General features: G+C 67.0%; 26 protein-coding genes. 12 read left to right on the top strand and 14 right to left on the bottom strand.

Annotation, left to right across the window (positions count from 1 at the left end; genetic code table 11):
• Positions 1-23 precede the first annotated feature (23 nt).
• From CWT10_RS07635 to CWT10_RS07625, 3 genes are all read right to left on the bottom strand, one after another.
• The gene (locus CWT10_RS07635) at positions 24-1,553 is read right to left on the bottom strand and encodes a glycoside hydrolase family 32 protein (RefSeq protein WP_103064396.1); all 1,530 of its coding nucleotides are present in this window, start codon (positions 1,551-1,553) and stop codon (positions 24-26) included.
• 95 nt (positions 1,554-1,648) lie between these two features.
• Complete coding sequence (locus CWT10_RS07630; protein WP_103064395.1) at positions 1,649-1,885, bottom strand: hypothetical protein; 237 nt, start codon at positions 1,883-1,885, stop codon at positions 1,649-1,651.
• On the bottom strand, positions 1,882-3,099 hold the full coding sequence (locus CWT10_RS07625) for an inorganic phosphate transporter (RefSeq protein WP_103064394.1): 1,218 nt from the start codon (positions 3,097-3,099) through the stop codon (positions 1,882-1,884). Before CWT10_RS07625 ends, CWT10_RS07630 begins: the two co-directional genes overlap by 4 nt.
• 302 nt (positions 3,100-3,401) lie before the next feature.
• Here CWT10_RS07625 and CWT10_RS07620 point away from each other — a divergent pair, with 302 nt between their 5' ends.
• Complete coding sequence (locus tag CWT10_RS07620) at positions 3,402-4,997, top strand: Hsp70 family protein (RefSeq protein WP_103064393.1); 1,596 nt, start codon at positions 3,402-3,404, stop codon at positions 4,995-4,997.
• Positions 4,998-5,062: 65 nt separating this feature from the next.
• Here CWT10_RS07620 and CWT10_RS07615 read toward each other — a convergent pair whose 3' ends face one another.
• From CWT10_RS07615 to gndA, 6 genes are all read right to left on the bottom strand, one after another.
• Positions 5,063-6,025 carry an aldo/keto reductase gene (locus tag CWT10_RS07615; RefSeq protein WP_103064392.1) on the bottom strand — a complete coding sequence of 321 codons (963 nt, stop codon included), beginning with the start codon at positions 6,023-6,025 and terminating at the stop codon, positions 5,063-5,065.
• 21 nt (positions 6,026-6,046) lie between these two features.
• A complete protein-coding gene (locus tag CWT10_RS07610) occupies positions 6,047-6,565 on the bottom strand; it encodes a MerR family transcriptional regulator (RefSeq protein ID WP_103064391.1) in 519 nt (172 codons plus the stop codon).
• A 361-nt stretch (positions 6,566-6,926) separates the two neighbouring features.
• On the bottom strand, positions 6,927-7,370 hold the full coding sequence (locus tag CWT10_RS07605; RefSeq protein WP_233188410.1) for a bifunctional nuclease domain-containing protein: 444 nt from the start codon (positions 7,368-7,370) through the stop codon (positions 6,927-6,929).
• A gap of 88 nt (positions 7,371-7,458) precedes the next feature.
• Entirely contained in the window at positions 7,459-8,106 is a 648-nt protein-coding gene (gene ftsR / locus CWT10_RS07600; protein ID WP_103064464.1) for a transcriptional regulator FtsR, read from the bottom strand.
• 89 nt (positions 8,107-8,195) lie between these two features.
• Complete coding sequence (locus CWT10_RS07595; protein WP_103064389.1) at positions 8,196-8,645, bottom strand: FHA domain-containing protein; 450 nt, start codon at positions 8,643-8,645, stop codon at positions 8,196-8,198.
• Between the two features lie 149 nt (positions 8,646-8,794).
• Entirely contained in the window at positions 8,795-10,279 is a 1,485-nt protein-coding gene (gene gndA, locus CWT10_RS07590) for an NADP-dependent phosphogluconate dehydrogenase (protein WP_103064388.1), read from the bottom strand.
• A 304-nt stretch (positions 10,280-10,583) separates the two neighbouring features.
• Between gndA and zwf the strand changes: the two genes are divergently transcribed.
• The 7 genes from zwf to CWT10_RS07555 all read left to right on the top strand — a co-directional run bounded on the left by zwf (position 10,584) and on the right by CWT10_RS07555 (position 17,761).
• Entirely contained in the window at positions 10,584-12,104 is a 1,521-nt protein-coding gene (gene zwf / locus CWT10_RS07585; protein ID WP_269843841.1) for a glucose-6-phosphate dehydrogenase, read from the top strand.
• Positions 12,101-13,132 carry a glucose-6-phosphate dehydrogenase assembly protein OpcA gene (locus tag CWT10_RS07580; protein WP_103064386.1) on the top strand — a complete coding sequence of 344 codons (1,032 nt, stop codon included), beginning with the start codon at positions 12,101-12,103 and terminating at the stop codon, positions 13,130-13,132. Before zwf ends, CWT10_RS07580 begins: the two co-directional genes overlap by 4 nt.
• Positions 13,129-13,911, top strand: a complete 783-nt coding sequence (gene pgl / locus CWT10_RS07575; protein ID WP_103064385.1) for a 6-phosphogluconolactonase — start codon at positions 13,129-13,131, stop codon at positions 13,909-13,911. Before CWT10_RS07580 ends, pgl begins: the two co-directional genes overlap by 4 nt.
• 146 nt (positions 13,912-14,057) lie before the next feature.
• Entirely contained in the window at positions 14,058-14,981 is a 924-nt protein-coding gene (locus CWT10_RS07570; RefSeq protein WP_103064384.1) for an aldo/keto reductase, read from the top strand.
• 24 nt (positions 14,982-15,005) lie between these two features.
• A complete protein-coding gene (locus CWT10_RS07565; protein ID WP_103064383.1) occupies positions 15,006-16,055 on the top strand; it encodes an HNH endonuclease family protein in 1,050 nt (349 codons plus the stop codon).
• A gap of 147 nt (positions 16,056-16,202) precedes the next feature.
• Complete coding sequence (locus tag CWT10_RS07560) at positions 16,203-16,673, top strand: RNA-binding S4 domain-containing protein (protein ID WP_425320995.1); 471 nt, start codon at positions 16,203-16,205, stop codon at positions 16,671-16,673.
• A 14-nt stretch (positions 16,674-16,687) separates the two neighbouring features.
• Entirely contained in the window at positions 16,688-17,761 is a 1,074-nt protein-coding gene (locus CWT10_RS07555) for an alpha/beta hydrolase (RefSeq protein ID WP_199176403.1), read from the top strand.
• Between the two features lie 39 nt (positions 17,762-17,800).
• Here the strand turns inward: CWT10_RS07555 and CWT10_RS07550 are convergent, their stop codons facing one another.
• The 3 genes from CWT10_RS07550 to bsh form a co-directional block, all read right to left on the bottom strand.
• A complete protein-coding gene (locus CWT10_RS07550) occupies positions 17,801-18,643 on the bottom strand; it encodes an aldo/keto reductase (protein ID WP_103064381.1) in 843 nt (280 codons plus the stop codon).
• Positions 18,644-18,727: 84 nt separating this feature from the next.
• Positions 18,728-19,510, bottom strand: coding sequence for an HAD hydrolase family protein (locus CWT10_RS07545; protein ID WP_103064462.1), 783 nt, complete (start codon positions 19,508-19,510; stop codon positions 18,728-18,730).
• 1,603 nt (positions 19,511-21,113) lie between these two features.
• Positions 21,114-22,085, bottom strand: coding sequence for a choloylglycine hydrolase (gene bsh, locus CWT10_RS07535; protein WP_103064380.1), 972 nt, complete (start codon positions 22,083-22,085; stop codon positions 21,114-21,116).
• A 237-nt stretch (positions 22,086-22,322) separates the two neighbouring features.
• On the opposite strand from bsh, the gene CWT10_RS07530 reads away from it, so the two are divergent.
• Complete coding sequence (locus tag CWT10_RS07530) at positions 22,323-22,808, top strand: DUF6941 family protein (RefSeq protein ID WP_174721948.1); 486 nt, start codon at positions 22,323-22,325, stop codon at positions 22,806-22,808.
• On the opposite strand, the gene CWT10_RS07525 is transcribed toward CWT10_RS07530, so the two are convergent.
• The gene (locus tag CWT10_RS07525; RefSeq protein ID WP_103064379.1) at positions 22,786-23,052 is read right to left on the bottom strand and encodes a hypothetical protein; all 267 of its coding nucleotides are present in this window, start codon (positions 23,050-23,052) and stop codon (positions 22,786-22,788) included. The two genes, CWT10_RS07530 and CWT10_RS07525, sit on opposite strands and share 23 nt — an antisense overlap.
• A gap of 247 nt (positions 23,053-23,299) precedes the next feature.
• On the bottom strand, positions 23,300-23,911 hold the full coding sequence (locus CWT10_RS07520) for a TetR/AcrR family transcriptional regulator (protein WP_103064378.1): 612 nt from the start codon (positions 23,909-23,911) through the stop codon (positions 23,300-23,302).
• 104 nt (positions 23,912-24,015) lie between these two features.
• Between CWT10_RS07520 and CWT10_RS07515 the strand changes: the two genes are divergently transcribed.
• From CWT10_RS07515 to CWT10_RS07505, 3 genes are read left to right on the top strand one after another with little or no spacing between them, the layout of a single operon-like run.
• Entirely contained in the window at positions 24,016-24,522 is a 507-nt protein-coding gene (locus tag CWT10_RS07515) for an HXXEE domain-containing protein (RefSeq protein ID WP_103064377.1), read from the top strand.
• Positions 24,519-24,707 carry a hypothetical protein gene (locus tag CWT10_RS07510; protein ID WP_128683336.1) on the top strand — a complete coding sequence of 63 codons (189 nt, stop codon included), beginning with the start codon at positions 24,519-24,521 and terminating at the stop codon, positions 24,705-24,707. The genes CWT10_RS07515 and CWT10_RS07510 overlap by 4 nt, the downstream gene beginning before the upstream one ends.
• Positions 24,708-24,726: 19 nt before the next feature.
• Positions 24,727-25,476 (top strand): SDR family NAD(P)-dependent oxidoreductase, encoded by a 750-nt coding sequence (locus tag CWT10_RS07505; protein WP_199176402.1) that lies wholly within the window; start codon positions 24,727-24,729, stop codon positions 25,474-25,476.
• The last annotated feature ends 3 nt before the right edge of the window (positions 25,477-25,479 follow it).

The following is a 25,479-nucleotide window of genomic DNA, read 5'->3' as shown; positions in this document are numbered from 1 at the left end:
CACGATCCGACACGATACCGCGCTCAATCGAAGCAGACGGCGCATCCCGCAACAGGGTGCACCGACTCGCCGATCACGGAGGCTCCCGTGGTTCCCGGCGCGACGAAGCTGCGCAGGGTGAACACCAGTGCGCCGTCACCCACGAACAGCTCGGTGATCGAGCGGTCGTGGACAACCTCCAGCCGCGGCGGCGTGCCCGCGGGCAGGGTCACCGTCCGGGTGGCCCCGTGCCGGGTATAACGCGAGCGGGAGCGGTCCACGACCAGCCGCGCGGCGCCGTCGTCGTCGTAGAGGAACTCGATTGTCACACAGCAGGCCTCGTCTCCGATCCGCAGCCCCCAGCGGGCGTCCGCCGGGTCGGCCTCCAGCCGCAGATGCCAGGAGCCATGTCCGTCCAACTCCCGAATAGGGGTGGCACCCTCCAGGCGCCGCCCCACGATACTCAGCGCAGCGGCGTCGGCGGGCAACGGCACGGCGGGGCGCTGCAGCAGCCGGCCTCCGCGCAGCGCCACTGTTCGTGGCACGGTGAGGGCGTGCACCCAGCCGCCGGTCTCAATCGACGGCTGATCATCTTGCGAGGCGTTGCCCGCCCAGCCGACCAGGAGTACCGGTCCGGGTTCGGAGGGCCTGCGGGCGAATGGCTGGGGGGCATAGAACTCGAAGCCGCGGTCAACCTCGGCGAAGGTGCCGTCGCATTCGCGCAGCTCGGTTCCCTCCAGGCACCCCACGGTGTAAACGCAAGGGAAGATGTTCTCGTATCCCTCGTCCTCGGGGGCGATGCCCTGCGGGCACCAGATCAGCACGTCCCGAACCTGGCCGGTCAGTTCATCCGTCAGGCGCACCAGGCCGGGGCACTCCCACATGTAGCCGAAATGGTCGAAGGCGCCGTCGGCATCGGGGAAACTCAGCTCCCCCTCCAGCCTCCAGGAGCGCAGATCCTCAGAGCGATACAGCAGGGCGGCCCCGGTCAGATCCTCGCGCTGTACGCCCAGGATCATACGGAAGCTTCCCGGATCGTCGGGATCACGCCAGACCTGCGGGTCACGGAAATGGGCGGTGTAACCGGCCGGATGCGCCGGCAGCAGCGGGTTGTCCGGCCATTTGGTGAAGCGCTCCAGATCCGGGCTGGTGACCAGGCACTGGCTGGCGGTACGTTCGTCGGTCACCGGATCCTTGAGGTTGCCGGTGTAGAAGAACTGGTACCGGGAGCTCGCCGGAAGGCCGCAGGCCTCATCCTCGTCGAGCACCACGGCCCCCCCGGAGTAGGCGCCGGAGCGGTCGTAATAGGAGTCGGGGATGATCGCCGGTTCATGCTGGGTCCAGTGCAGCAGGTCATCGGAAGAGGCATGGCCCCAGTACACCAGTTTGCGGTGCGGGTGGAAGGGGCTGAACTGGTAGAAGGCGTGATAAGTGCCGCCTTCCACAAGCAATCCATTGGGGTCGTTCAGTCTGCCGACCGGCGGCGCCAGATGCACCACGGGGTAGTCGGAGTCTGCAGCTGCTTGCGAGCGGTTGATCGCCTCCAGTGCGGCCGCCCTCAGGTCCTCGGTCATGCGGCGACCTTAACAGCCGCCGGCGACTGGGACCCCCGGATGGTCGCTGAAAGTGCAGGCGACCTGCACAGCCGGTGGCCCCCCGTGGGTTCGACTCAATGGAAGTAAGGAATCAACAGCCACAACCCGAACAGGGCGATCCCCACCACACAGGCGATAAAGAACCCCGCCGCCAGCTCAGCGATGTGCAGACCGCTTACCTGACCGGCCTGGCGCTTCAACCGCACCGCACCGAGCATGCGCACGGCGGCGGAGGTGACGGCCAGGACGAATGCCGCCCCAGCGACGGTTACCAGGGTTACCAGTCCCAAGGAGTGCCAGTCGATGCTCATACCAGCGCTCCCGTGCCCCGGTCACCTGAGCTAACCAGGTCCTTGACCTGCTCCAGGGACTTCGGGGGACGCCCCAGCGACGGGTCGGTCTGCTTGGCAACAACCACCTTGTCCGCATCGTTGACGTTGGAGAAGTCCACCTTGTTGTGGTTGGCCTGCCGGACGATCAGCAGCGCACTGACGATCAGCAATGCGATAACCGCTATCGTGCCGATCACCCCGCCCTTGACGGCGATGAAGGAGGTGACCGCCCCGACCAGGGCGGCGCATGGAAGGGTGATCAGCCAGGCGGTGCCCATCTTGCCGAAGGTTCCCCAGGAGACCTTCGCACCCCGGCCAACCCCGGTCCCCAGGATGGAGCCGGTGCAGATGTGGGTGGTGGACAGGGCGAAACCGAGGTGGGATGAGGCCAGGATCGCCACGGTGGAGGTGGTCTCCGCAGCGAATCCCTGCGGAGGATCGATATGAACCAGTCCCTTGCCCATGGTGCGCATAATGCGCCAGCCGCCAGAGTAGGTGCCCAGGCCGATGGCAGCGCCGGCGGCGGCGACCACCCACCAGTACGGCGCAGAACCGGCTTCCTGGTACCCGCCGGCAATGAGCACCAGCGTAATCACTCCCATGGTCTTCTGGCCGTCAGAGGTCCCATGGGCCAGAGCCACCATGGAGGCCGACACCCGCTGGCCGTAGCGGAAGATCCTGTCACTGAACTTATCCGCCGGACCGGTGATGCGGTAGCTGATCCAGGTCGCCACGGCGGATGCCAGTGCGGCCACGGTCGGAGCGAGTACGGCGGGCAGCATGATCTTGGAGACCACCGTGCCCCAGTGCACGCCCTGGATTCCGGCGGCCACCACGACCGCGCCTATCAGTCCCCCGAAAAGCGCATGAGACGACGAAGAAGGAAGTCCCAGCAGCCAGGTGATCAGGTTCCAAAGAATCGCTCCGGCCAGTCCGGCGAAGACCATTGCCGGCGCCGCCTGAATCAGCGAGTCGTCGAACATGCCGTGGGAGATCGTCTTGGCCACCTCTGTGGACAGCGTGGCCCCGACGACATTGAGGATGGCGGCAACCAGCACCGCGCGCCGCGGGGTGAAGGCGCCCGTCGCCACGGAGGTCGCCATGGCGTTGGACGAGTCGTGGAAGCCATTGGTGAAGTCGAAGATCAGCGCGGTGACGATGACCACGACCACGATGAAGAGGGTTGTACTCATGCCATTCCCAGTCGTATGGGGGTCCGCGCTCGGACCGGAGGGCTCCGGCCGCCGGGCGGATCCGGGTCGCATGAACGCGACCCGCTGTCATTTCTACCCCTGCTGGGGGCGGCGCCGAAGCCCGGGCGACAGGAATTCACCAACTGTTCACCCGGGGTGCGATTCTCATGCCGAGTGGGTGCCGGCCGGTCTCCGCCACAACCCTCCCGTAGGCGGCCCTGACCCCGGAAGAGGCCGACGCCTCACCGCAGCCCCGTCGAGCCGCACGCCGTCGAACCGATATCAGCGATAAGGTCACGTACATGGCAGCCCGAAGCGGTAGCAGTAGTACGCAGCAGTCCCGCAAGCGTAGGCGCGCTCACTCCGCGCCCCTCGACCTCGGCATCGACCTGGGCACGACGCGCACCGTCGTCGCCCGTGCAGACCGGGGCAACTACCCCGTTGTCGGTTTCACCGACACCGCGGGGGATCTCCACGAGTTCTTCCCGTCCCTGACGGCACTTACCGCTGACGGCCTGGTGCATGGATTCGCGGCCCGCGCCGCAGCCCGTCGGGGGGCTCCCCTGCTGCGCAGTCTGAAACGAGTGTTGTCCTCCCCCACCGTGACCGCTCAGACACCAGTGCGGCTGGGTGCGCAGACCTTCTCCGTTCTGGAACTGCTCACCAGCTTCCTCACCGCGGTACGCGAGCAGTTGCTGTCCTCCGAGGTGCTCGAGGGAGCCGACCCGGGGGCCGAGGACGCCAATATCGTCGTTGCGGTGCCCGCGCACGCCTACGGCGCCCAGCGGCTGATCACGCTCGATGCCTTCCGTGCGGCGGGCTTCCACGTAACGGCCATGCTCAATGAGCCCAGCGCCGCCGGTTTTGAGTACACCCATCGCAAGTCCGGCACCGTCTCCTCCCGCCGCACCCGGGTGCTCGTTTACGACCTGGGTGGAGGCACATTCGACACCTCGCTGGTGGATGTGCGCGGCCAGTCCCATGAGGTGCTGGCATCGCGCGGTGCCGGAGACTTAGGTGGCGACGACCTGGATCTGCTGCTCGCGCAGCTCTCACTCACCGCCGCCGGCGTGGCCGAGGAAGAGATGGCCACAGCCGAGCTGGACGACCTGCTTGACCTGTGCCGCGATGCCAAGGAATCGATGGTGCCCCAGACACGACGCCTTCTGATCACCCTACGTGGCAAGGACCTGGTGCTGCCCGCCGCCGACTTCTACGCGGCGGCGACTCCGCTGATCCAGCGCAGCCTTGACACCATGGCCCCACTGATCGGTCGACTCGATGACGGCGGTCCGGACCTGACCGATATCGCCGGCATATATCTGGTTGGCGGCGCCTCGGCCTTCCCGCTGGTCCCCCGGCTACTGCGTGAGCGCTTCGGTCGGCGGGTGCACCGCTCCCCCTACCCTGGCGCATCCACCGCCATCGGCCTGGCCATAGCCGCCGATCGCACCGCCACCGTGGCGTTGACAGACCGCCTGTCGCGTGGCTTCGGCGTGTTCCGGGAGGCCGATGGCGGGGCCCGCACCATATTCGATGCCCTGTTGACCGAGGAGTCGGTGCAGAAGCGGGCCGACGGCGCCGCCGGCACCATCATCACCCGCCGTTACCCGGCGGTGCACAACATCGGCCGCTACCGGTTCGTCGAATGCGCGGGGGTGGACGCCGCCGGCGAACCTCGCGGCGGCCTGGCCCCCTACCAGGACGTACTGTTCCCCTTCGACCGCTCCCTGCGGGATGCGGAGGATCTCGCCTCACTGCCGGTGCATCGGCTTGGAAACGGGCCGCAGATCGAGGAGCGCTACGACATCGACGGCGCCGGGCTGATTCATGTGACCCTGACGGACTTGTCCGACGGCTACAAGCGCACCTACGTACTCGGCCGCCGCACCGCCTGAGGGGGCGAGCACCGCCGGGCCCCAGACTGCCCGGGCCAGCAGACTCCTCCAGACTCCTCAGAGGATCACAGCCCTCGGATCCGGTCCGAAGCGCGTGTCAGGGCCAGGGTCTCCTCCGGGTCCAGCTCCAGTGAGAGCGCGTGGAGGATCGGCCCCAACTGCTCGAGCGTTCGCGCCGATGCAAGCGGCGAGACCACACCCGGCCGGTCACGCAGCCAGGCCAGGGCGACAGCCGCAGGGGCGGCGTCGTGCGCAACGGCTACCTCACGCACGACCTCCAGCACGCTGAAGTACTCCGCGCGCAGATAGTCGGCGATCCAGCTACCACGTGCAGATCCGGAATCCCTGCCCGGACGATACTTACCGGTCAGGAAACCCGAGGCCAGCGAGAAGTAGGGCACGAGTCCCAGATGATGGGTGACAGCGACCTCTCCCCGATTACCGGGTCCTTCGACGTCCTGCCGGTGCACCAGGTTGTAGTGGGGCTGCAGCGCCACGGCGGGCGCGAAGTCATTGGCCGCGGCAATGGCGCACCACTCCTCTACCCGATCGGGCGTGTAGTTGGACAGTGCGACGTAACGGGTCTTGCCGGCGGCACGAACCTCCTCAAAGGCGGCTACGGTCTCCTCCAAGGGCGTGTCCATGTCGTCGAAGTGGGCGTAGTAGAGGTCCACGTGATCGGTGCCCAAGCGGCTCAGGGACTCGTCGATTGCGGCGCGGATATTGCTTGCCGCCAGTCCCTTGCGGTCAGGCTTGGTGGATACCTTCGTGGCGATTACCACCTCATCGCGCCGACCGCGTGTGCGCAGCCAGGAGCCGATAACAGCCTCCGACTCGCCGCCAACATGCCCCGGGGCCCAGTGGGAGTAGCCGTCGGCAGTGTCGATGAAGTTGCCGCCGCCGTTGACATAGGCGTCGAGGATACGGTGGGAGGTATCTTCATCGGCGGTCCATCCGAATACGTTACCGCCCAGTCCTATTGCACTGACATGCAGCTCGGAGTTGCCCAAGGTCCTGGTAGGTGCCATCGGTCTACCTCACAGTCCGCCTCACACCGCCTGTTGCCGGGCCGCCCGGCGCTTGGCCAGCTCATCCTCAACCGCGGGGACATCGGAGGCATGCTCCACCGGGAGTTCGGCGAGCGATCCTTCGATCTCATGCCAGACGCGCCCCACCGCAATACCGAAGACTCCCTGTCCGCCCTGGACCAGATCGACGACCTCGTCTGCGCTGGTGCACTCGTATACGGAGGCGCCGTCGCTCATCAGGGTGATGGAGGTCAGATCCTCAACGCCACGTTCGTGTAGAGCATTGACCGCCACCCGGATCTGCTGCAGGGAGACGCCGGTGTCCAGCAGGCGTTTGACGATCTTCAGCAGCAGGATGTCCCGGAAGGCGTAGAGGCGCTGCGACCCCGACCCCTTGGCACTGCGGATGGACGGTTCCACCAGCCCGGTACGGGCCCAGTAGTCCAACTGCCGGTAGGTGATGCCGGCGGCACGGCAGGCCACGGGGCCGCGGTATCCGGTGTTGACGTCTAGCCGCGGGAGCGGATCGCCGAAGAGCATCCCCTGCGTGTGCTGGGGTGCGTGAAGGCTCGCTTCATTGGCGCTCACTTGCCGACTCCTGTCAGATCGGGGCGTGCGCGGGGAGGCACGCTCGGGCCGGTCCTCCCGGCCACGGACCCACGATAGAACCCACGGTGGCATGACTCAACGACAGGCACGCCGAAAAACGTACTTTAAGTTCAGGTTCAGATTGCCGATCCGTACTCCCTCCCAATCCTGGCGCACCATCACGCGGAATACGCGCCCAGCCCATGGCGCCTATGTGACATATTGCACAACAGTAGTCACACCCGTCACACGCGTCCCGCGTGTCGCAGTCATTTTGGAAACCCAGGACGGTGGCTATGAGAACCACGCATCCTCAGGGCACATCATTGAGCACCTGCCGCCATTGGCCCAGACGGTGCTGCATTGCCTCCTCTTCCAGGTCGATGCCGCGCAGGCGCAGCAGCGCCCCGGTAGCGTGGATGGGAAGCGACAGGGCAGTCGCTAGGACGAGCGCGTCGCTGGGCGTGCACGGGACTGGTGTGGACTGAGTCGGGTTCTCCGCATCGAGCTCGGCGGTGGCGCACATCACGCCATCGGCATCGACGTCGAGAACCACCCGCAGCACGGCCGAACCGATGGCGTCGACACAGGCGGCGAAGAAGGCGGCCCAGGACGGTCTGAGATCATCGGTGGCACTGAGCAAGAGCCCGTCACGGGCGCCCACGGGGACGGCTATCACACCCGGGCCCCCGTCCTCCATCAAGACGGCGACCAGGCCGGAATCCGGGGCCGTGGACCGGACCCCCATGAGCGCCATGGTCCGCACGCTCATAATCTACGGGCCCAGCGACCGTGCTGTCCCGCAAACGAAGCGGCGAGCTCATATGCCGGTTATGTGCGGACGATCAGCGCAGCGCCTCAACGGCGCGATGCAGCAGGCTCACATGCAGATCCGCCAGCACCGCGGCCAGCTCCGCGGCCGCATCCTCCCCGGCAGTCTTGGAGCGGTTGCGCTTGTGCCGGGTGGCCAGATCGATCACATCGGCCTCGCGCTCGGCGGCGCTGCGCACCGCCCGCAGGTTGCGCAGAGGAATTCCCAGCCGGTCCGCCTTCAGCGCCAACGCCACCGTGTTCAAAGCGCGCGAGTCAAAACGACCATGGGCGTCCGGCGCGATAACGCCGACTTCTACGAGTTCTTCGATCTGCTCCAGTGTCGCGGCGCAGTGGTGTACCAGGTCAGCGGCGTCCAGTGCGCCGCTGACAGTGCGTCCTTCCGATGCCACCACCCGGGCGACCCGGGCGGGAGGCGGGGCGTCCGCATCCCCGTCCAATTCGGCCAGGCGCTGCCTTATCACCGACAGCGGCAGGTACTCGTCGCGCTGGGCGGTCAGGGTGTATCGCAGTCGCTCAACGTCGGCGGTGGAGTAGCGCCGGTAGCCGTTGCCCACCCGATGGGGGGCGATCAGCCCTTCCGCCTCCAGGTAGCGGACCTTGGAGACGGATAAAGCGGGGAATTCACCCTTCAGAAGATCGACAACCTCGCCGATCTTCATAGCCGGCTGGCGGGACACCCCGCGGGGCCACGGCCCGAGCCGGTCTCCGCGCGCCGGTTCGGCCGCTGCCGCGCGGCGGGCAGTGCCCGTCACTGCGCGGCCCGCTGCTGAGGCGCTGGATGGTAGGTCATGCGGTACTTGCCGATCTGCACCTCGTCACCCGCACGCAGGGCCGCCTGCTCCACACGCTGGCGATTGACATAGGTGCCATTGAGGGAGCCGGAGTCCCGTACCGAGAATCCGCCGTCGGGCAGCTGTACGAATACCGCGTGCTTGCGGGAAACGGTAACGTCGTCAAGGAAGATATCCGCGCGCGGGTGGCGGCCGACGGTCGTCTGCGCCGAGTCGAGTAAAAAGCGTGCGCCGGTTGTCGGCCCCTGCTGCACCAGCAGCAGCGCGGTATCCGCGGGCAGCGCCGAGATGGCGGCGCGGTCCTGCGCAGAGATGCCCACCAGCGGGACTTCGGACTCCGCGGGGACGCCAATAGCCCCGAAGGCCTGGGTCGAGGTGGGATCCGATTCCATCGGCGTGCTCGACATCTATTCCCCTCCTGTCGGGCGGTGCCGGTCGCACCGCAGTGGTTCCACCATACCGTTGCTGCTGCGTGACACCGCAATGCGTGTCCGCTGGTAACCCGAAGATCTGTATGGCCCGAGACCTGCTGCGGCAGCGATGGCGCCAGCGGCGATCAGTTCCACTTCTCCTCGTTGCGGCCGGGCTCGGTCCACCGCACATGGTAGACGCCCTCGGGATCGTCCACGCGATGGTAGGTGTGAGATCCGAAGAAGTCCCGCTGCCCCTGGATGAGGGCAGCGGGCAGGCGCGGTGCACGCAACTGATCGATGTAGGCCAGTGAGGACGCGAAGGCCGGCGCGGCCACCCCCGCCTGGGCCGCTGTTGCCACCACCTCACGCCAGGCCGGCAGGACCTCGCCCAGCGCGCCGGCGAAGACGGGTGCGGTCAACAGGCTGGCCAGTTGCGGGTTGTCGGTGTAGGCCCGGGTGATGTCGTCCAGGAAACGGGCGCGGATAATGCACCCGCCGCGCCAGATCCGGGCCATGGCCCCCAGGTCCACACCCCAGTTGTTGTCCGCGGAGGCGGTGGCGATCTCGTCGAATCCCTGCGCGTAGGCGGCAATCTTCGAGCCGTACAGGGCCTGCCGCACCGAGTCGACGAAGTCTTCGCGCCGCGCCGCGGAGTCGAAGGCCACGGGCGTGACGCCGGCCTTAAGTTGCGCCTGACGCACAGCGGCTCGCTGCGCCGGAGAGGAGGAGGCGGCCCGAGCGAAGGTGGCCTCGGCGATGGCGGGAACGGCGACCCCGAGTTCCAGTGCGGTCCGGGTGGTCCAGGCGCCGGTACCCTTCTGACCGGCGGCGTCGACTATCACATCGACAAAGGGCTCACCCGTGGCCGGGTCCACCCGGTCGAGCACCTCTGCGGTAACGTCGATCAAGTAGGAGTCCAGCTCGGAGCGCTTCCAGGTCCGGAAGACGGCGGCGATCTCGGGCACGGTCATACCGGCGACTCCGCGCAGCAAGTCGTAGGCCTCAGCGATCAGTTGCATATCGGCGTACTCGATGCCGTTGTGCACCATCTTCACGAAGTGTCCCGCCCCGCCCGGCCCGACATGGGTGCAGCAGGGCACGCCGTCCACGTGAGCGGCGATGGATTCGAGCAGAGGTCCGAGCCGCTCATAGGAGGCGGCAGTACCGCCCGGCATGATCGCGGGCCCCAGCAGTGCTCCCTCCTCACCCCCGGACACGCCCATGCCCACGAAGTGGATGCCCTGCTCGCGCAGCAAGGCCTCCCGACGCTCGGTGTCCCGGTAATAGGTGTTGCCGGCGTCAACAATGATGTCGCCGGGCTCCAACAGCTGGCGCAGTTGCTCGATGACCGCCTCGGTGCCGGCTCCCGCCTGCACCATAATGATCACGGCACGCGGGCGACGCAGCGAGGCGACGAATGCGGCCGCATCCGAGGCCGGCACGAAGTCCCCCTCACCGCCGTGAGAGTCTATGAGTCTGTGGGTGCGCGCCGCAGTGCGATTGAACACGGCGACGCAGTGCCCGTGACGAGCGAGGTTGCGGGCCAGATTCGCCCCCATGACCCCCAACCCGTACACGCCGATATCCGCCGAAGCGGGCTGCGGGACGAAGTCGCCGGCTGAACTCATCGCTGTCCCCTTCTGCCCGTCGGGCACGGGCCGTCGTTGTGGGATCGTTTACTCGGGCAGGGTAACGCACCGCAGGCACGCCCTGATTCCCTAAATGCCTTCAGGGGCTACCGGCCCGCCCTTGGCCGCGGGGGCGGCAAAGCGTTTATGGTGGAGGCCCGGTCGACTACACCGCCCGAGCAAGAAGACCGGGAAGAAGACAAGGAAGGCGCGAAAGGCACCCGTGGACCTCTTCCACACCTCAAGCAAACCCACCACCCACGAGGGCACCCCGGACGGTGCCACCGCCTCGCAGGGCAATCCGCTGTTGGACTCCCGCGACCTGCGTCTGCCCCGCATCGCCGACCCGTGCGTGCTGGTCATGTTCGGCATCACCGGCGACCTGGCCCGCCGCAAACTGCTGCCGGCCATCTACGACCTGGCCAACCGCGGCTTGTTGTCCCCCAGCTTCTCCCTGGTGGGTGTAGGACGGCGCCGCTGGTCCGACGACGACATGCGCGACTACGTGGCGCACTGCGTACGCGGAGGAGCCCGCACCCCCTGGCGCCAGGCGATCTGGGATCAGCTGGCCGCCGGCATGCGCTTCATAGAATTGACCTCCTTTGACGACGACGGCGCTTACGACCGACTGACCCGCACCGTCACCGACCTGGATACCACCCGCGGCACCAGCGGTAACCGCGCCTTCTACCTGTCGGTTCCGCCGGCCTGGTTCTCCACGGTGACCGAGCACGTGGCCGCCTCCGGGCTCGTGGACGAGGTCCCGGGCTCCTGGCGGCGGGTGATCATTGAAAAGCCCTTCGGCCACAACCGCGCCAGCGCCCAGGAGCTGGACGCGGTAGTCTCCAGGATTGTGCGCCCCGACGACGTCTTCCGTGTCGACCACTACCTGGGCAAGGAGACGGTGCAAAACATCCTGGCCCTGCGCTTCGCCAACACCATGTTCGAACCCCTGTGGAACCAGCGCTATGTGGACCACGTGCAGATCACCATGGCGGAGGACATCGGCATCGGTACGCGCGCCGCCTACTACGACACGATCGGTTCGGCGCGCGATGTCATCCAGAATCACCTGCTGCAGCTGCTGGCCCTTACCGCCATGGAGGAGCCCATCAGTATGCTCGCACCCGCCATCCGGGCGGAGAAGGAGAAGGTGCTGGCCGCAGTGAGGCTGGAACGGGCCGGTCTCCTCGACCTGGACGCGACCACCGCTCGCGGGCGCTATGACTCCGGCTTCCAGGGCGGCGTCCCCGTGCGCGGATACTTGGAGGAGGAGGGTGTGGCAGATGACTCCCGCACGGAGACCTTCGCCGCGGTGCGGTTGGAGATCGCCAATCGCCGCTGGGCCGGCGTCCCCTTCTACCTGCGCGCCGGTAAGCGCTTGGCTCGCCGGGTGACGGAAGTAGCCGTTGTGTTCAAACGGCCGCCGTTCCTGCCCTTCGCCGACGCGGCCACCGCTGGCCTGGGGGCCAACACGATTGTGCTGCGCATCCAGCCCGACGAAGGCATCACCATGCGCATGGCGTCCAAGGTTCCCGGTACGCAGTTGGAGCTGCGCGACGTCACGATGAACTTCGGCTACGGCGCCTCCTTCAACGAGGAGTCGCCCGAGGCCTACGAGCGGCTTATTCTGGACGCGCTGCTCGGCGACGCCCCGCTGTTCCCGCAGCAGCGGGAGGTGGATCTGTCCTGGCGGATCCTGGATCCGGTGATCGAGCACTGGGCCGGGAAGGGGAAGCCGCAGGGCTATCGGCCCGGTTCCTGGGGGCCGCCCTCGGCCCACGAGCTCCTGGCCCGCGACGGCCGCATCTGGAGGCGTTCATGATCATCAAGCTCGCGCAGACGACCACCGACGAAATCGTCTCCACTCTCCTGTCCGAGGGCGTGTCCAGTGGTTCGCGCGTGCTCACGCTCGTGATCGACACCGACCATGCCGGTCTGGCCGACGCCCTGGTGGCCGCGCACGGGGCCAGTCTGGACCACCCCTGCCGGGTGGTGGCCGTGGTCTCCCCTACTTCCGACGGTAGTGCCGCCCGCGATGACCGCCATCCTAACGGCCATAGAGCTCCCGGCTCTATAGGCCACCTGGACGCCGAGATCCGACTCGGCCACGACGCCGGCGCCGGGGAGACCCTGGTGCTGTACCCGCAGGGTGAAGCGGCCCGCCACGCCGACACCCTGGTGGTGCCCTTCCTGTTGCCCGACGTTCCCGTGGTGACCTGGTGGCCGGATGCGCCGCCCGTACGGCCGGCCACGAGCCCGCTCGGGGCCCTGGCCACCACCCGCATCACCAACACGCCCTCCCAGCCGGACCCGTCCGCGGCCCTTGCAGCTCTGGCGCCGGAGTACACGCGCGGTGACATCGACCTGGCCTGGACCCGTATCACCCTGTGGCGCGCCATGGTCGCCTCGACACTGGACTCGCTGCTGTGCACGGGAGTGGTCCGGGGCGTCGTCGTAGCCGGAGAGCCTCGCAACGCCTCGGTCTCCCTGATGATCCGCTGGCTGCGACTGCGCCTGGGCGTGGATGTGCAACGGGTGGACGCCGCCGATATTCCCGGCATCGCCACCATTACGGCGCACACCGACTCCGGCGACCTGGTGATCACGCGCAAGGACCACGAGCGGGTAGTGATCACCCGTCCCGGCGCCCGGCGACCGCAGGTCGTAACCATGGCCCGCCGTGAGCCGGTGGCCACCATGAGTGAGGAGCTGCGGCGACTGACCCCGGACCTCGTCTATGAGGAGGTTCTGGCCACATTTGCCGAGCAGGACACCCCACGCGCCCTTGCAGGGGTCAACGCCGCGGGCATTGAATACGTTGAAAACAGGGAAGAAGGAATTCACCAATGACCACAGTCGATGCCGCCGCCATTAACGCGGCCGCGTCCGGTCTGGCGCGCCCAACCGTGGTAGCGCACAAGACCCTGGCCGATGCGGCCAAGACCGCCTGCCAGGAGACCGCCGCGGCATTGGCCGAGGCCATCGCCGCCCGCCAGGTCGCACACCTGGCGCTGACCGGCGGCGCTGGCGGCCGGGCACTGGCCGCGGCGCTGCCGGCGGCCCTCGCCGCCGCGGGGCTCACCGCCGATGCTGGCCTGGACCGGATCCACCTGTGGGAAGGCGATGAGCGCTTCGTCCCGGCCGGCCACGCCGATCGCAATGATCTACTGGTTGCCGATCTGGTGGCCGCTGGCGTCCCGGAGAGTAACGTGCACCGGCTGCTTGGCCCCGAACGGGTGGACTCCGTCGACGCCGCGGCCCGGGCGTTGGCGGAGGATTTCGACCGGCGCGGTCCGGCCGACGGCCGCTTCGATGTCATGCATCTGGGGCTCGGTCCGGACGCGCACGTCTGCTCACTGTTCCCCGGTCACCCGGCCGCCCCCACCACCGGTGCCGCGGTTGTCGCCGTGCACAGCTCCCCCAAGCCGCCGCCTGAACGCGTCTCCTTCACCTTCGAGGTGCTGCACCGGGCCCGGCGAGTGCTGCTGGTCGCCGGCGGAACCGGCAAGATCGCCGCCGTAGCCAAGGGCCTGGGCCCTGCGGATATTGTCGCCGCTCCGGTCTCTGTGGCCCGTGGCGAGGCCACCGTGTGGCATCTGGACCGAGCGGCCGTCGGCCTCCCCGCCTGAACCGCCAACCGCGAACCGTGCTCAAGGGTGCGCGCCTGGAACACATCGGTGTCCACAGGCCCGGTTCGCGGCATACGGTCGGTCGACGCTGTGGACAGTCCCGGGGATCCCTATGCAAGCGCCCAGTGGTCCGCTACGGTATTTGTATGAGAATCCAACCAATTGGTTCGTCCGAACTGACCGCCTCCAACATCATCCTTGGCCTGATGCGCATCAAGGAGCTCAGCGATGAGCAGATCCGCACCCTGGTGGCAACCGCCCGCGACGCTGGCATCACCATGTTCGACCATGCCGACATCTACGGTCGTGACCACGCCTGTGAGGAGCGTTTCGGCGCCGCCTTGAACTGGTCGGCGGCCGAACGCGAACAGGTGGTGCTGCAGACAAAGTGCGGCATCCGCTGGGGCTGGTTCGACTTCTCCGCCGAGCACATCCTGCGCTCGGTGGACGACTCCCTCAAGGCCCTGCGCACCGACTACTTGGATGTGCTGCTGCTGCACCGTCCCGATGCGTTGATAGAGCCCGAGGAGGTGGCCTCCGCCTTCGATTCCTTGGCCGCCTCCGGCAAGGTCCGTCACTTCGGCGTGTCCAACCACACCCGTGGCCAACTCGAGCTGTTGCGCGCCACCGTGGACCAGCCGCTGCTCGTCAACCAGTTGCAGCTGTCCCTCACCCACGCCGACATGATCGCCGAGGGCGTGGCCCTCAACATGCGTCACGACCAGTCTGTTGTGCGCACCGATGGCATCCTCGATTACTGTCGCCTGACGAACACCACCATCCAGGCCTGGTCGCCCTACCAGTCCGGGGACCGCTCCGGCCCGTTCCTGGGCAACCGGGAGCGCTACGCGGAGTTGAACGACGTCGTCGACCGGCTTGCCGCCGAGTACGGGGTTTCCCCCGAGGCGATCGCCGCAGCCTGGATCACACGTCACCCGGCGCGTATGCAGGTGGTGCTGGGGACTACTCGACCGGAACGAGTCACCGCTGCGGCTGCCGGCTCCGAACTGCCGTTGGGCCGTGAACAGTGGTACGAGGTGTTCCGCTCCGCTGGATACATCGTTCCCTGAATCCGCGTACGGGTACAACCGGAAATGACCGAGCCGCGACACCACCGGGCCGCTTGGGCGCTGGCCGCGGCCCTGGCTCTGTTCGCCTGCACGCTCTCGGCGGCGGTCGCCGCCGACGGCCCGGATACGCCGGGCGCCGCCACTATGGCGCAGGTGCCCTGGGATGACCGCGGCGAGCTGGTGTTCACCGCCTCCCAGGCGTTGGTCGCCTTGGATGAGCTGCCGGCCGACTCCCCCGCGGCGTCCTCCTGGGGGGAAGGCGGTTCCCGCACCGGTTGGTTCGGAAGGGCGTGGATGGACGTGGATGGGGACGGCTGCGATACCCGCAATGAGATCCTCGCCCGAGACCTCACCGACACGGACTTCTCCCGGGAGGAGGGGGTGCAGGACCGCGACGCCGGACACGGTCAGGGTGCGGCGGTGTGCCCCAATGCCACCGTATGGTCCGGGACATTGCACGACCCCTACACGGGTTCGGTAGTCGCCTTCGAGCGTGGACAGGACACCTCCGACGCAGTCCAGATCGACCACGTCATCCCCCTGAACTACCTTTACGCGCATGGCGCCTGGGCGTGGGATGAACGCACCCGCCTGCTGGTGGCCAACGACCCGCTGAATCTTTTGGCCGTGGAGGGCCGGGCCAATCAAGAGAAGTCGAACTGCGGTCCGGCCACCTGCCCCGCCGGGTCCACACAGACGGGTACCTGGACTACCGCCGTCGGGCCCGGGTGGTGGCCGCCGGCCACCGGTTACCGCTGCGAGTACGCCCGGCGCTTCGTGAGTGTAGCCGCCGCCTATGAGCTCGGTCTGCCCGACGCCGATACCCGGGCGCTGCGTGATGTGCTTAGGGACTGCGCCGCCGGCGGCGACGGCGCGGTGTCCATCACCGAACGCATAGGCAGCCTCGGTGCGCGCGTGGGGCACGCGGTGGTTAATAACCGCGGCTATACGCTGGTGTGCGCGGCCGGGGCGATGCTGATCGGAGCGGGCTTGGTAGTGCGCGGGAGTAACGCCCTGCGCCCTGTCGGCACCGTCCGTGCCCGCCGCCGCACCCGCCGAGGTCGGTCGAAGTAACCGCCGAGGTCGGTCGAAGTAACCACCGAGGTCGGTCGAAGTAACCACCGAGGTCGGTCGAAGTAACCACCGAGGTCGGTCGAAGTAACCACCGAGGTCGGTCGAAGTAACCACCGAGTTTCGATGCCCTTCGTCTACCATGAGCATGTGGCGAATTCGTATGCGAGCCGAACGGCGGCAGGACTTGACCGGAGCGCTTCCAGCGCCAACGATCCGGCGTCAGCACGCGTGGACGTATGGCTTTGGAGTGTGCGCCAGGTGAAGTCTCGCTCCGCCGCTACCGCCGCCTGCCGCGCCGGACATGTGCGTATCAACGGAGAGACCGCCAAGCCTTCCCAGCATGTGAAAATCGGCGATGAGATCCGCTACCGCGTGCAGGGTTTCGACCGGCTGTTGCGGGTACAGCGCATTCTGGTCAAGCGCGTGGGAGCGCCGATCGCCCGTACCGCCTACACCGATTTCTCTCCCCCAAGGCCCAAGCCGTTGGATGTGCCGGCGGCGATCATCCGCGATCGCGGTGCCGGCCGCCCCACCAAGAAGGAGCGCCGTCAGCTCGACGCCCTGCGTGCCACCCAAGAATCTACGGTCGACATCGAGCACCTGCTCGACGCCGACTGAACGGGTCCGCGGCCGTGTCTGCTTCAGCTCGCGCCACTCTTGGCGCCGCCGCCATTGCGGCCCTGAGCGCTGTCGGCGCATTGGCGATTCGCCGACGTGAACTGGGCCCCGGGATTGACCGGGTGGCCCGTGAGTTGCGTGCACCGCTGTTGGTCATTGGGCGTGGCGCCGACGGCGTGCCTGAAGATCTTCCGACCGACTTCTCCTCGGTACTGTCATCGCGGGTGCCCGCACGTATCTTCCCCTCCGGGCTGGGACGGCATGACGCAATCATTTGCAGCGGCCGGGAGGTACCCGTGTGGCTGTATGAACCCTCCGCCCGTAGAAAAGGCCCGCCCACCAGCGCACTGATATGGCTTCATGGAGGCGGTTTCGTTGGTGGAAGCCCAGCCCAGGATCATCTGCTGTGTTCCAGGATCGCGCGGGAGCTTGGCATCCTGGTGGTGTCTGTTGATTACCGGCTCGCTCCGACCCACCCTTACCCTGCCCCACTTGACGACGCAGCCACCGTATTACGGTGGCTGCGGGAGCGGTCCGGGGAACTGGTAATCGATCCGGCCCGCATAGCGGTGGGAGGCGCCAGTGCGGGAGGCGGCCTTGCCGCCGCATTGGCTCAGCGCGCCCTGGATGAGGGGATGGCGATCGCCTTCCAAATGCTGATATATCCCATGCTCGATGACCGCACCGGCCTTGGCGGCATTGAGATCCCTGGACGCGGGGAGTTCGTGTGGACGGCGCGACGCAATGCCGAGAGTTGGGGCGCCTACCTGGGTCGTCCGGCGAACATCCGCCCGGCATCAGCGACGGGCACCGCACAGTCGCTTCCAGGACGTTGGGCAGTGCCCGCCCGCCGTGAGGACCTTTCAGGCCTGCCGGACGCCTGGATCGGCGTCGGTGATCTCGACCTGTTCATGGAGGAGGACATCACTTACGCCAAGCGTCTGCAGGCACAGGGGATCACGGCTCAACTGCGAATCGAGCCCGGCATGTACCACGGCGCCGACTACTGCACCTGGTCCGCGGCCATGCGGGACTTCCGCAGTGAGGCAGTTTCCGCCCTGGGCCGGGCGCTGCGATCCGCGGGTTGAGCAGCGGCGGGGTGTAGGCGACCGCTGAGCACCTATTGTTCACATCTCCTCGTGGGTCCGGGGATCGCCGTCGAAAAGCCGACCGTTTGGGCGGCCCAGAGCAGTGATCGCCTCGACCTCGGCGGCATCCAAGGTCACTGACGCCGCTGCGAGATTCTCCGTCCGCCTCTCGGCGGTGGCGGATTTGGGGATCGGGTGGACACCCCGGGCCACGTGCCAGGCCAAGATGGCCTGTGCCGGGGTGACCGAATGTGCGTGCGCGATCTGCTCAATGACCGGATCCGCTAGCACCTCCCGACCACGCCCCAGAGGGCTCCAGGCCTCGGTAAGGATGCCGTGCGCGGCGTTGTAGGCGACCTGCTCGGAGTTGGGAAAGTATGGGTGACTCTCAATCTGGTTGACGACGGGCAGCACACCCACCTCACGCTCAAGGCGCTGAAGGTGCTCTGGCAGGAAGTTGGAGACGCCGATTGCGCGGACTAGGCCGCGCTCGCGCGCCCTAACCAGGCCGTCCCAGGTCTCCACGTAGCGGTTCTGGGCCGGGTTGGGCCAATGAATCAGGTACAGGTCAATGGCGCCAATCGGGCTCATACGTGCCGCAGACTCCTCGACGGCGGCGATGGCCTCGTCGCGGCCGTAGTGGCGTCCGGGCACCTTGGAGGTGACGATGATCTCCTGGCGTTCGGCGACTCCCCGCTCGACCGCGCGAGCCACGCCGCGGGCGACGCAGCCCTCGTTCTCGTAGGAGAAGGCCGTGTCTATGAGCCGGTATCCGGCGGCGATCGCTTCGGTTACCGCGGCGGCCCCGGCTGCTCCCCGCAGTTTGTAGGTGCCGAAGCCGATTGCCGGGAGAGTGAAGCAGGCCTGCGTGTTCTGTGTCATGGTTACCTCCTGTCCGCAGCCTACGTGCCAACCCTCCGGCCCGCAGCGATTGGGCGGGTTTCTCAGCCTTGTCACCGGGAGCGATCAGCCGATTCGATCAAGCAGGGCGTCGACGGTGCGCAGGACACCGCCCTCCGTATTGGCCGGAGCGATCCAGTTGGCAACGGCCTGGATGCCGGGGTGGGCATTGGCCATAGCGAAGGAGAGCTCGGCACGGTCATACATGTCCAGATCGTTCAGGTAGTCCCCGAAGACCGCCGTCTGGGCTGGAGTGATGCCGACACGTTCCTGCAACGCGGCCAGGGCTCGCCCTTTAGAGGCGGTGGGCGACATCAGGTCTGTCCAGTGCTCTCCGGAGACCACGGCCTGTACGTCCGGCACGGCCGCCCTTAGTGCCTGCGAACTTCCGGCCTCGACGTCGCCGAAGTCGTATACGGCGACCTTCAGGGTCCGATCCAGTGGCACCGCGAGCAGGTCGTCAACCACTTCCAGTTCCCGGTAGTAACGGGATACCTCTTCCAGGAACGGCGGGTCTTGACGATCGATGTAGGCGCACTCGACTCCGGCCAGGACGGCGCCGACGTCGTAGCCGTCTATGCGCAGGTCGCGGGCGGTGTCAATGGCGGCGATTGTGTCATCCACACCGATCGTCTCGCAGTGTATGACCTGATCATCCTGAACCACCAGAGTGCCGTTCTCCGCGATGATGGGCGAGTTCTCAACTGCTTCGCCCAGCACGGCCCGAAGATTGGCCAGTTGACGTCCGGAGGCGGGGGCGAACAACACTCCGTGCTCGCGCATGCGCACCACCGCCTCGGCGAAGCCATTCGGCAACAGGCCCCTGCCGTCTAGAAGGGTGCCATCCATGTCGGTGACCACCAGTCTCAGGTCGATGGGCGCGGGCGGCAGCAGCGGGCGGACGGATCGTGGAACAGGCGATGCGGATCTTGTCACGGCGGCGATTGTTCCAGGCTAGAGGTCCAAGAAGGTAGCGAATCGGAAAGCAGTTGGTCAGATCATGCGCTCAATAACCTCGACGACGGCGGTTACGGCCAAAGCCAACACGGTGGCGCGAGCACCTTTGCCACCATGGCATGCACACTGGTGTCATGGCGCGGTCGGCTGAGGCGATGCCGCTGGTGGTGGTGCACCTCGGTGCTGCGCTTGGTGGTGCGGGTGCGGCGCACCTGTAGCAGCTGGGCCACCCCGGTGATCGCGGGGACCTCGGCCCAGGGCAGCGCCTTGAGCGTTGGCTGGTTTTCTTAATTGTCAACACATAGTCAGCGCTCCTCCACGGAATTTAGGAATCCCTACCGATTCAGTCCTCATCGTCAGGGGCGGTGACATCACCGCCGCGATCCAGGGTCGGATCCTGGGTCGCACCCGCAGTCGGGTTGGACGCGGACTCCTCCCCGTCCTCGGTCACCAACCCGGTGTCGGCAGCGTCGTCACCAGAGGCGGAGGTGTTGTCGCCCGTGGTCTGGATGTCGATGTCGGAAACGATCGTCTCGGGACGAAATACGACTCGGTAGTGATACGGGTCAGAGGTCGAGGCGTCGGGTCTTGGTCCTGTTTGTTGGATGCGCTGATTGTGGCCCTGCGGGGTGGGGGAGAGGGAGATGATCTGACCTGTGGTTATGAAGAGTTACTCGGCAGGTGCTTGCGTCGTCAGGGGCGTGGGTTTGTACGAGATGACACCGGGGGTGATGCGTGCGTGGCGTCGCCCAGGACCTGGGGGTCTGCCGGGGCACGCTGCGCGGCTGGCTGCACCGGTGGGGCACCGGAGGTAAGACCGGTCTGGATGGGGCACCGGCCCCCAGCCCGCTCAAACCCAACAGCAAGACCGGGGCGACAGCACCTGCTCAGGCCGGCGCTGACGGTGCACTGGCGCCAGCTGGGGAGTCGATGGAGGAGCGGGTGGTCCGCCCGAGTGGCGGCCAACGCCGCCTTGCGGGCGGAGCGGGCCAAGCTGACCCGGGAGAAGGGAGATCCTGCCGGCAGGCGGCCAAGCATGCCTTGTCGCGGTGGATGATCCGGTAGGGGCCGTCTGTCCGGTTTCGTCGCCGTCCATGCAGCCACCCATGGGGTGGGAGCGGCTTTGTGAGTTGCTGGAGGTAGCCCGCCCGCTCCTGACTGCGCCTGGAAGGCAGGTGCTCCCAACAGGGCGCAGCGGGCGGCGGCCGATACCGCACCGGGCCGAGCCGGTACGGGCCATCAATGCTGGTGACCGGGCCATGGGAGCCCCCAGGACCCGCCGCCGATGTGCCCAACCACAAGTACGTGGGCGACATTCCCCCACTGCGTGGCAGGTGCCCCCACCTATCTGCCGCTGGCTGACGGGAGCAAATCTGTATCTGGCCACCGTCATCGACCGCGCACGGCAGGCGCCTGGTCGGTTGGGCGATACCGCGAGCCGCATGCGCGCACATCCCTCGTGATCGACGCCAGGGTGCGGCAGCCGGCCTGCGCGCTAAGGCCGCCATACCGTGGGCTCGGGCTCCAGCAGCTCAGTCGCGGCAACGTCGGCGTTGTCGGCCAGGCTCACGCACCGCAGCGCCGGGTCGTCGTAGGTCGAGTAGTAGTAGGTGCCCGTCCGGGCCGAGAAGCCGCCGGTGTACAGCGTGCGCTCGTAGGCGCCGTCGGCCATGAGGGCGGCACCGTCCACCATGGAGACGTTACCCAGGGTGTGGAACAGCCGGGAGACATTTTCCGCCTCATTGTCCTTGACCGGGTAATGGGCGTTCAGGAATGCCGCCTTGGCGAACCTCGACGGCGAGTAGTAGTCGCCGGGAATGCCGCGCATGCCGGCGCCGGACCCGAAGGGCACGAGCTCGGCGTCGCGCCAGTGGGCAGCGTCGGGCAGGGAACCGTCGGCTGTGATGAAGGTGCGCAGGTTTTCCAAGTGCCAGTCGAAAGCGGGCTGGTTCGCCAAAGTGTCGACCGGGTTGTGGTGAATGTGCATGCCGTCCTTCATGTATTCCACCACAATGCTGCGCGTGCCGTCTCCGATGATCCAGTGCAGCAGGGAGACGCCGAGGTCATCGCTGACCGGTTTGGCCACGATGGCGGTGTCCGCCAACGCCGCCTCCACCTCGTTGACGGTGGTGAAGTTAGCGGCGATCCACAGGGGGAACTCGTAGGCGGCCACATTGGTCTTGCCGACCACCGGTCCGTCCTGGTAGCAGGCGTAGCCGGGGAAGTTCAGCCCGGCGACGGCCAGGCCGGAGTCGTTGCCGCAGTCGAAGTACAGCGGGTAGTCCTCAAGGACGATGCCCATGCCGATCACCGCGTGCGCGGCCGGAGCGCCGTCGCCGAACGCCGAGCGGATCATGAATCCCGACGGCACGACGACGATGCGCTCGCCATAGGACGTGCTCCAGTCCAGATTGCGCCCGAAGTACATATTGCCTTCGCTGTCAGTGAACCTGATCGCCGTACACATGGCAGCCTCTTTCCGTATGTGAGCGTTGACGAAATATTGACTGAACGGTGCCGGCCGGGCGCCTGCAAACAAATGTAGTACACCACTCAAGCGCATATGTGCTATTTCACCAATTCGATACGACCGGAGCCTTATCTGGGAAATCAATGAAATTGGGCTCCGGTTTTCCGGAGTGCTGTTGAACAGCTACGCCTTGCGCTGCTGTCAGATCGCTGTTTGTCCGGTACGCATGGGAACATGCTTGAGCTTGACTACGCGTTCCTCGCCGAGTATGCATCGATCCAGGACGGCAACCTTACGACAGTGGGAGGCTCGTTTACGCGGCTCGTGACGCCCCAGCTACCGGTTCAGGCGTTCCTCGCGGTTGCCGGACGCATCCGCTGCGACGAGCCGCAGCGCGAGACGGTCGATGTCACGATCCGGATCACCTCACCCGGAGATGACCAGTTGAAGATTGAGGCTACTAACCGTCTCGATGCGTCCGAGACCACCCACGCACCTTACGACGGGCACAAGCGGGGCATCATCTTCGCGGCGCAAATAGGCGTTCCCTTGATCGAAGCGGGCACCTACACCGTCGAGGTGGACATCGACGAAACTGAGGGGGTCGACCGCGTGCTCAAGTTCGAAGTGGTCACCGAGGGCCGCGGCGAGCAGTTCGAAGGCACGGCCGACGTATTCCCGGTTGCTGAGTGCCATGTCAGTCCTCTCCGTTCATGTTGAAGCCGTCCTGTATGGCGGTGGGTATCCCGGCGAAGCGGCGGGCTTTGCCGGTGATGTCTGCCCAGGCGGTTACCAGGCCGTTGAACAGGAGGGCGTCCTCGGTGTGATGCTGTTTCTCGGCCTCGTGGAAGAGCAGGAAGCCGAGTTCCCTGATGGAGTCCGGGCTGATGCGCCGCTGCGCCTGCGCGAGCAGCTGGGCGGTCCGTTCCACGCCTTCCTTGCCCATGACTGCGGCCAGGCGCACGGTGGCCTCCCAGATGCTGATGCGGTCGTCGGCCTCGGGGTTCCACTGCCCGTCCAGCTCTGAGGGCGTCAGCAGGCGGGCCTTGCCTCCGCGCGCCTGGAAGATGCCGCCGCGTTCGAGGGCGCCCAGGGAGGTGTCGCAGCTGCGCGCCAGCTGGTCGGCCAGGCCGGCGCTGCCCTGTCCACAACACGTCCTTTCATGTTCGACGGTGGCGGGCTAGCATACGTCCCGCCTCCGACACGTAAGCTCAAACCACATCGGGCCTGGGCAGCTCCCGCCCGGCAACCAGCTCCGCCACGCGGAAAACCTCCTCCAGGTCCGAGACCTCGCCGAGGTAGGTCAGCCGGTAAAGAAAGGTGCCGACCAGCATGTCCACGCAGGTTTCCGGGTCCGGTCCGTTCCACAGCCCGGCATCCGCAGCGCGGGCGACGGCGTCGATCGCCCCGTCTCGCAGGGGCGCGATCACGCGCTCCCGGTAGGCTGCCGCCGCCCGGGGATGCCCGGCGAGCTCCATACCCAGGCCGGGCAGCGCCGTCGTCAGGGGCGGGCGCATGAGTAGTCGCCAGGTGTGGACGATGAGGCGCGAGAAGTCCTCCAGCGGGTCATCCCCCGCCGGGAACTCGCGGGGTCCCAGGGCGGCGTCGACGGCGTCGACGGCCAGCTCGGGCAGGGATCGCCAGCGCCGGTAGATCGTGGATTTGGGGACGCCGGCGCGTGTGGCCACCTGGTCGATGCGCAGGCCGTGCAGGCCCACCTCGGTCAACAGGGTGAAGGTCTCTTGCAGGATGCGTTCGTCCAGCGCGGTGTCACGTGGCCGTCCGCCGCGGCGCGCATCTTGAACTCCAGCGTCCTCTGCCACGTCCGCCCCTCTCGCCTACCGGTGCGGGCGATTCTTCCATCCACCCCCGGATTTTCGCTACTCTTAGTTGCACAACTGTCGGTTGCGTAACGTTGGGAGGACTCATGGACGAGGTGGATCTGGCGACGTCGGGATTGTTCTTCTCCTGGCTCGCCCATGACCTGGAGGAGTACGCGACCATGCCCGGCCGCGCCCATCCCTTCATGCGCTCGCTGCCGTTCCTGCCCGAGGAGGTGCGCCTGCGCGGATTCTCCCGCGACCAGGTGCAGGTGGCACTGAGCCTGATGGGGGCACTGATGGCGGCCGCCTCCGTGGACGGCTTCCGCACCCGGGGGCGCTCGAGCTTCTACCAGGCAATGCTCTACGGCTACGGCATGCACGCCTTCATGCACCTGGCTTCGGCCGTACTCGCACGCGGTTACACACCGGGGTGCGCGACGGCGCTGCCCGTGGTGCTGCCGTTCTGGCGCTTCGCCAAGGCGGCGCTGCGGGCCGACGGCGTGGAGCCGAAGGCCGCCCGGTGGACGATCCCCGCCTTCCCCGTTGTAGGCGTCGTGCTGCACGGCGCGGGCTACCTGGCCGCCCGGCGCTGGCGGAGGCTGGCGGCATGAGGCGGCCGAGCCCGGTGGAGGCGGCCACGTTGGGACTGGCCGTCTGCTATCTGCTCAACGACGCGGAGGAGCTACTCACCTACCGCGCCTCCTCCGCCTGGCTGCCGGTGCTGTGCGCCGCACACGCCGGGGCGGAGTGCCTTCTTGCCGCAGTCGACCAGGCTGACGGTAACGTTGCCATGTAGCCCAAGCCGACCGAGGAGAATGGAGACAACCGCTGTGACACGGGTACTGGTGACCGGAACGAGTGCCGGACTTGGGCTGAGTGCCCTGGGCCACCTACTGGATGCCGGAGCGCAGGTGGTGGCGCATGTGCGCCGCGCGGAACAGCTCGACGCCGTCGGCCGCACTCTAGGCACGGATGTTCCCGGAGTCTTCGGGGACTTGGCGGACCGGGAGCAGGTGCGCGATGTGGCCGAGCAGGTTGCCAGACTCGGAGGCGTCGACGCGATCATCCACAACGCGGGTACCATGGATGAAAGCCTGGTGCTGGACGTTAATGTGATCGCCCCCTACTTGCTCACCGCACTGATTCCCGCACAGCGCCACGTTTACCTATCCTCCGGCATGCACCGCGGAGCTCGACTCAACACCACCCGCTTGGCCGAGGTGGATTGGACGGGCGCCCGGCCGACAGTGTCGTACTCGGACTCCAAGCTGCTGGTGACAGCGCTGGCCGCGGCGGCAGGCCGAATGCTGCCGGGCACGTGGACCAACGCCGTCGACCCGGGGTGGGTGCCCACGCGCATGGGCGGTAGCTGCGCGCCGGACGACCTTGAGGCCGGGCACCGCACCCAGGTCTGGTTGGCACTGGGCGAGGATCCACGCACCCTTGCCAACGCCTATTGGTATCACCTGAGCGTCCAGGAACCCGATCGGCGCGTTAAAGACACGGAGTTCCAGGACGGTGTCATCGCCGCCCTTGAGCAGGCCACTCAGACCCACCTGGGCTGAGCA

This window comes from Actinomyces qiguomingii (assembly GCF_004102025.1).
GTDB classification, from domain to species: Bacteria; Actinomycetota; Actinomycetes; order Actinomycetales; family Actinomycetaceae; genus Actinomyces; species Actinomyces qiguomingii.
Note: the sequence above shows the minus strand (reverse complement) of the source record. Positions and strands in the feature narration are given on the sequence as shown.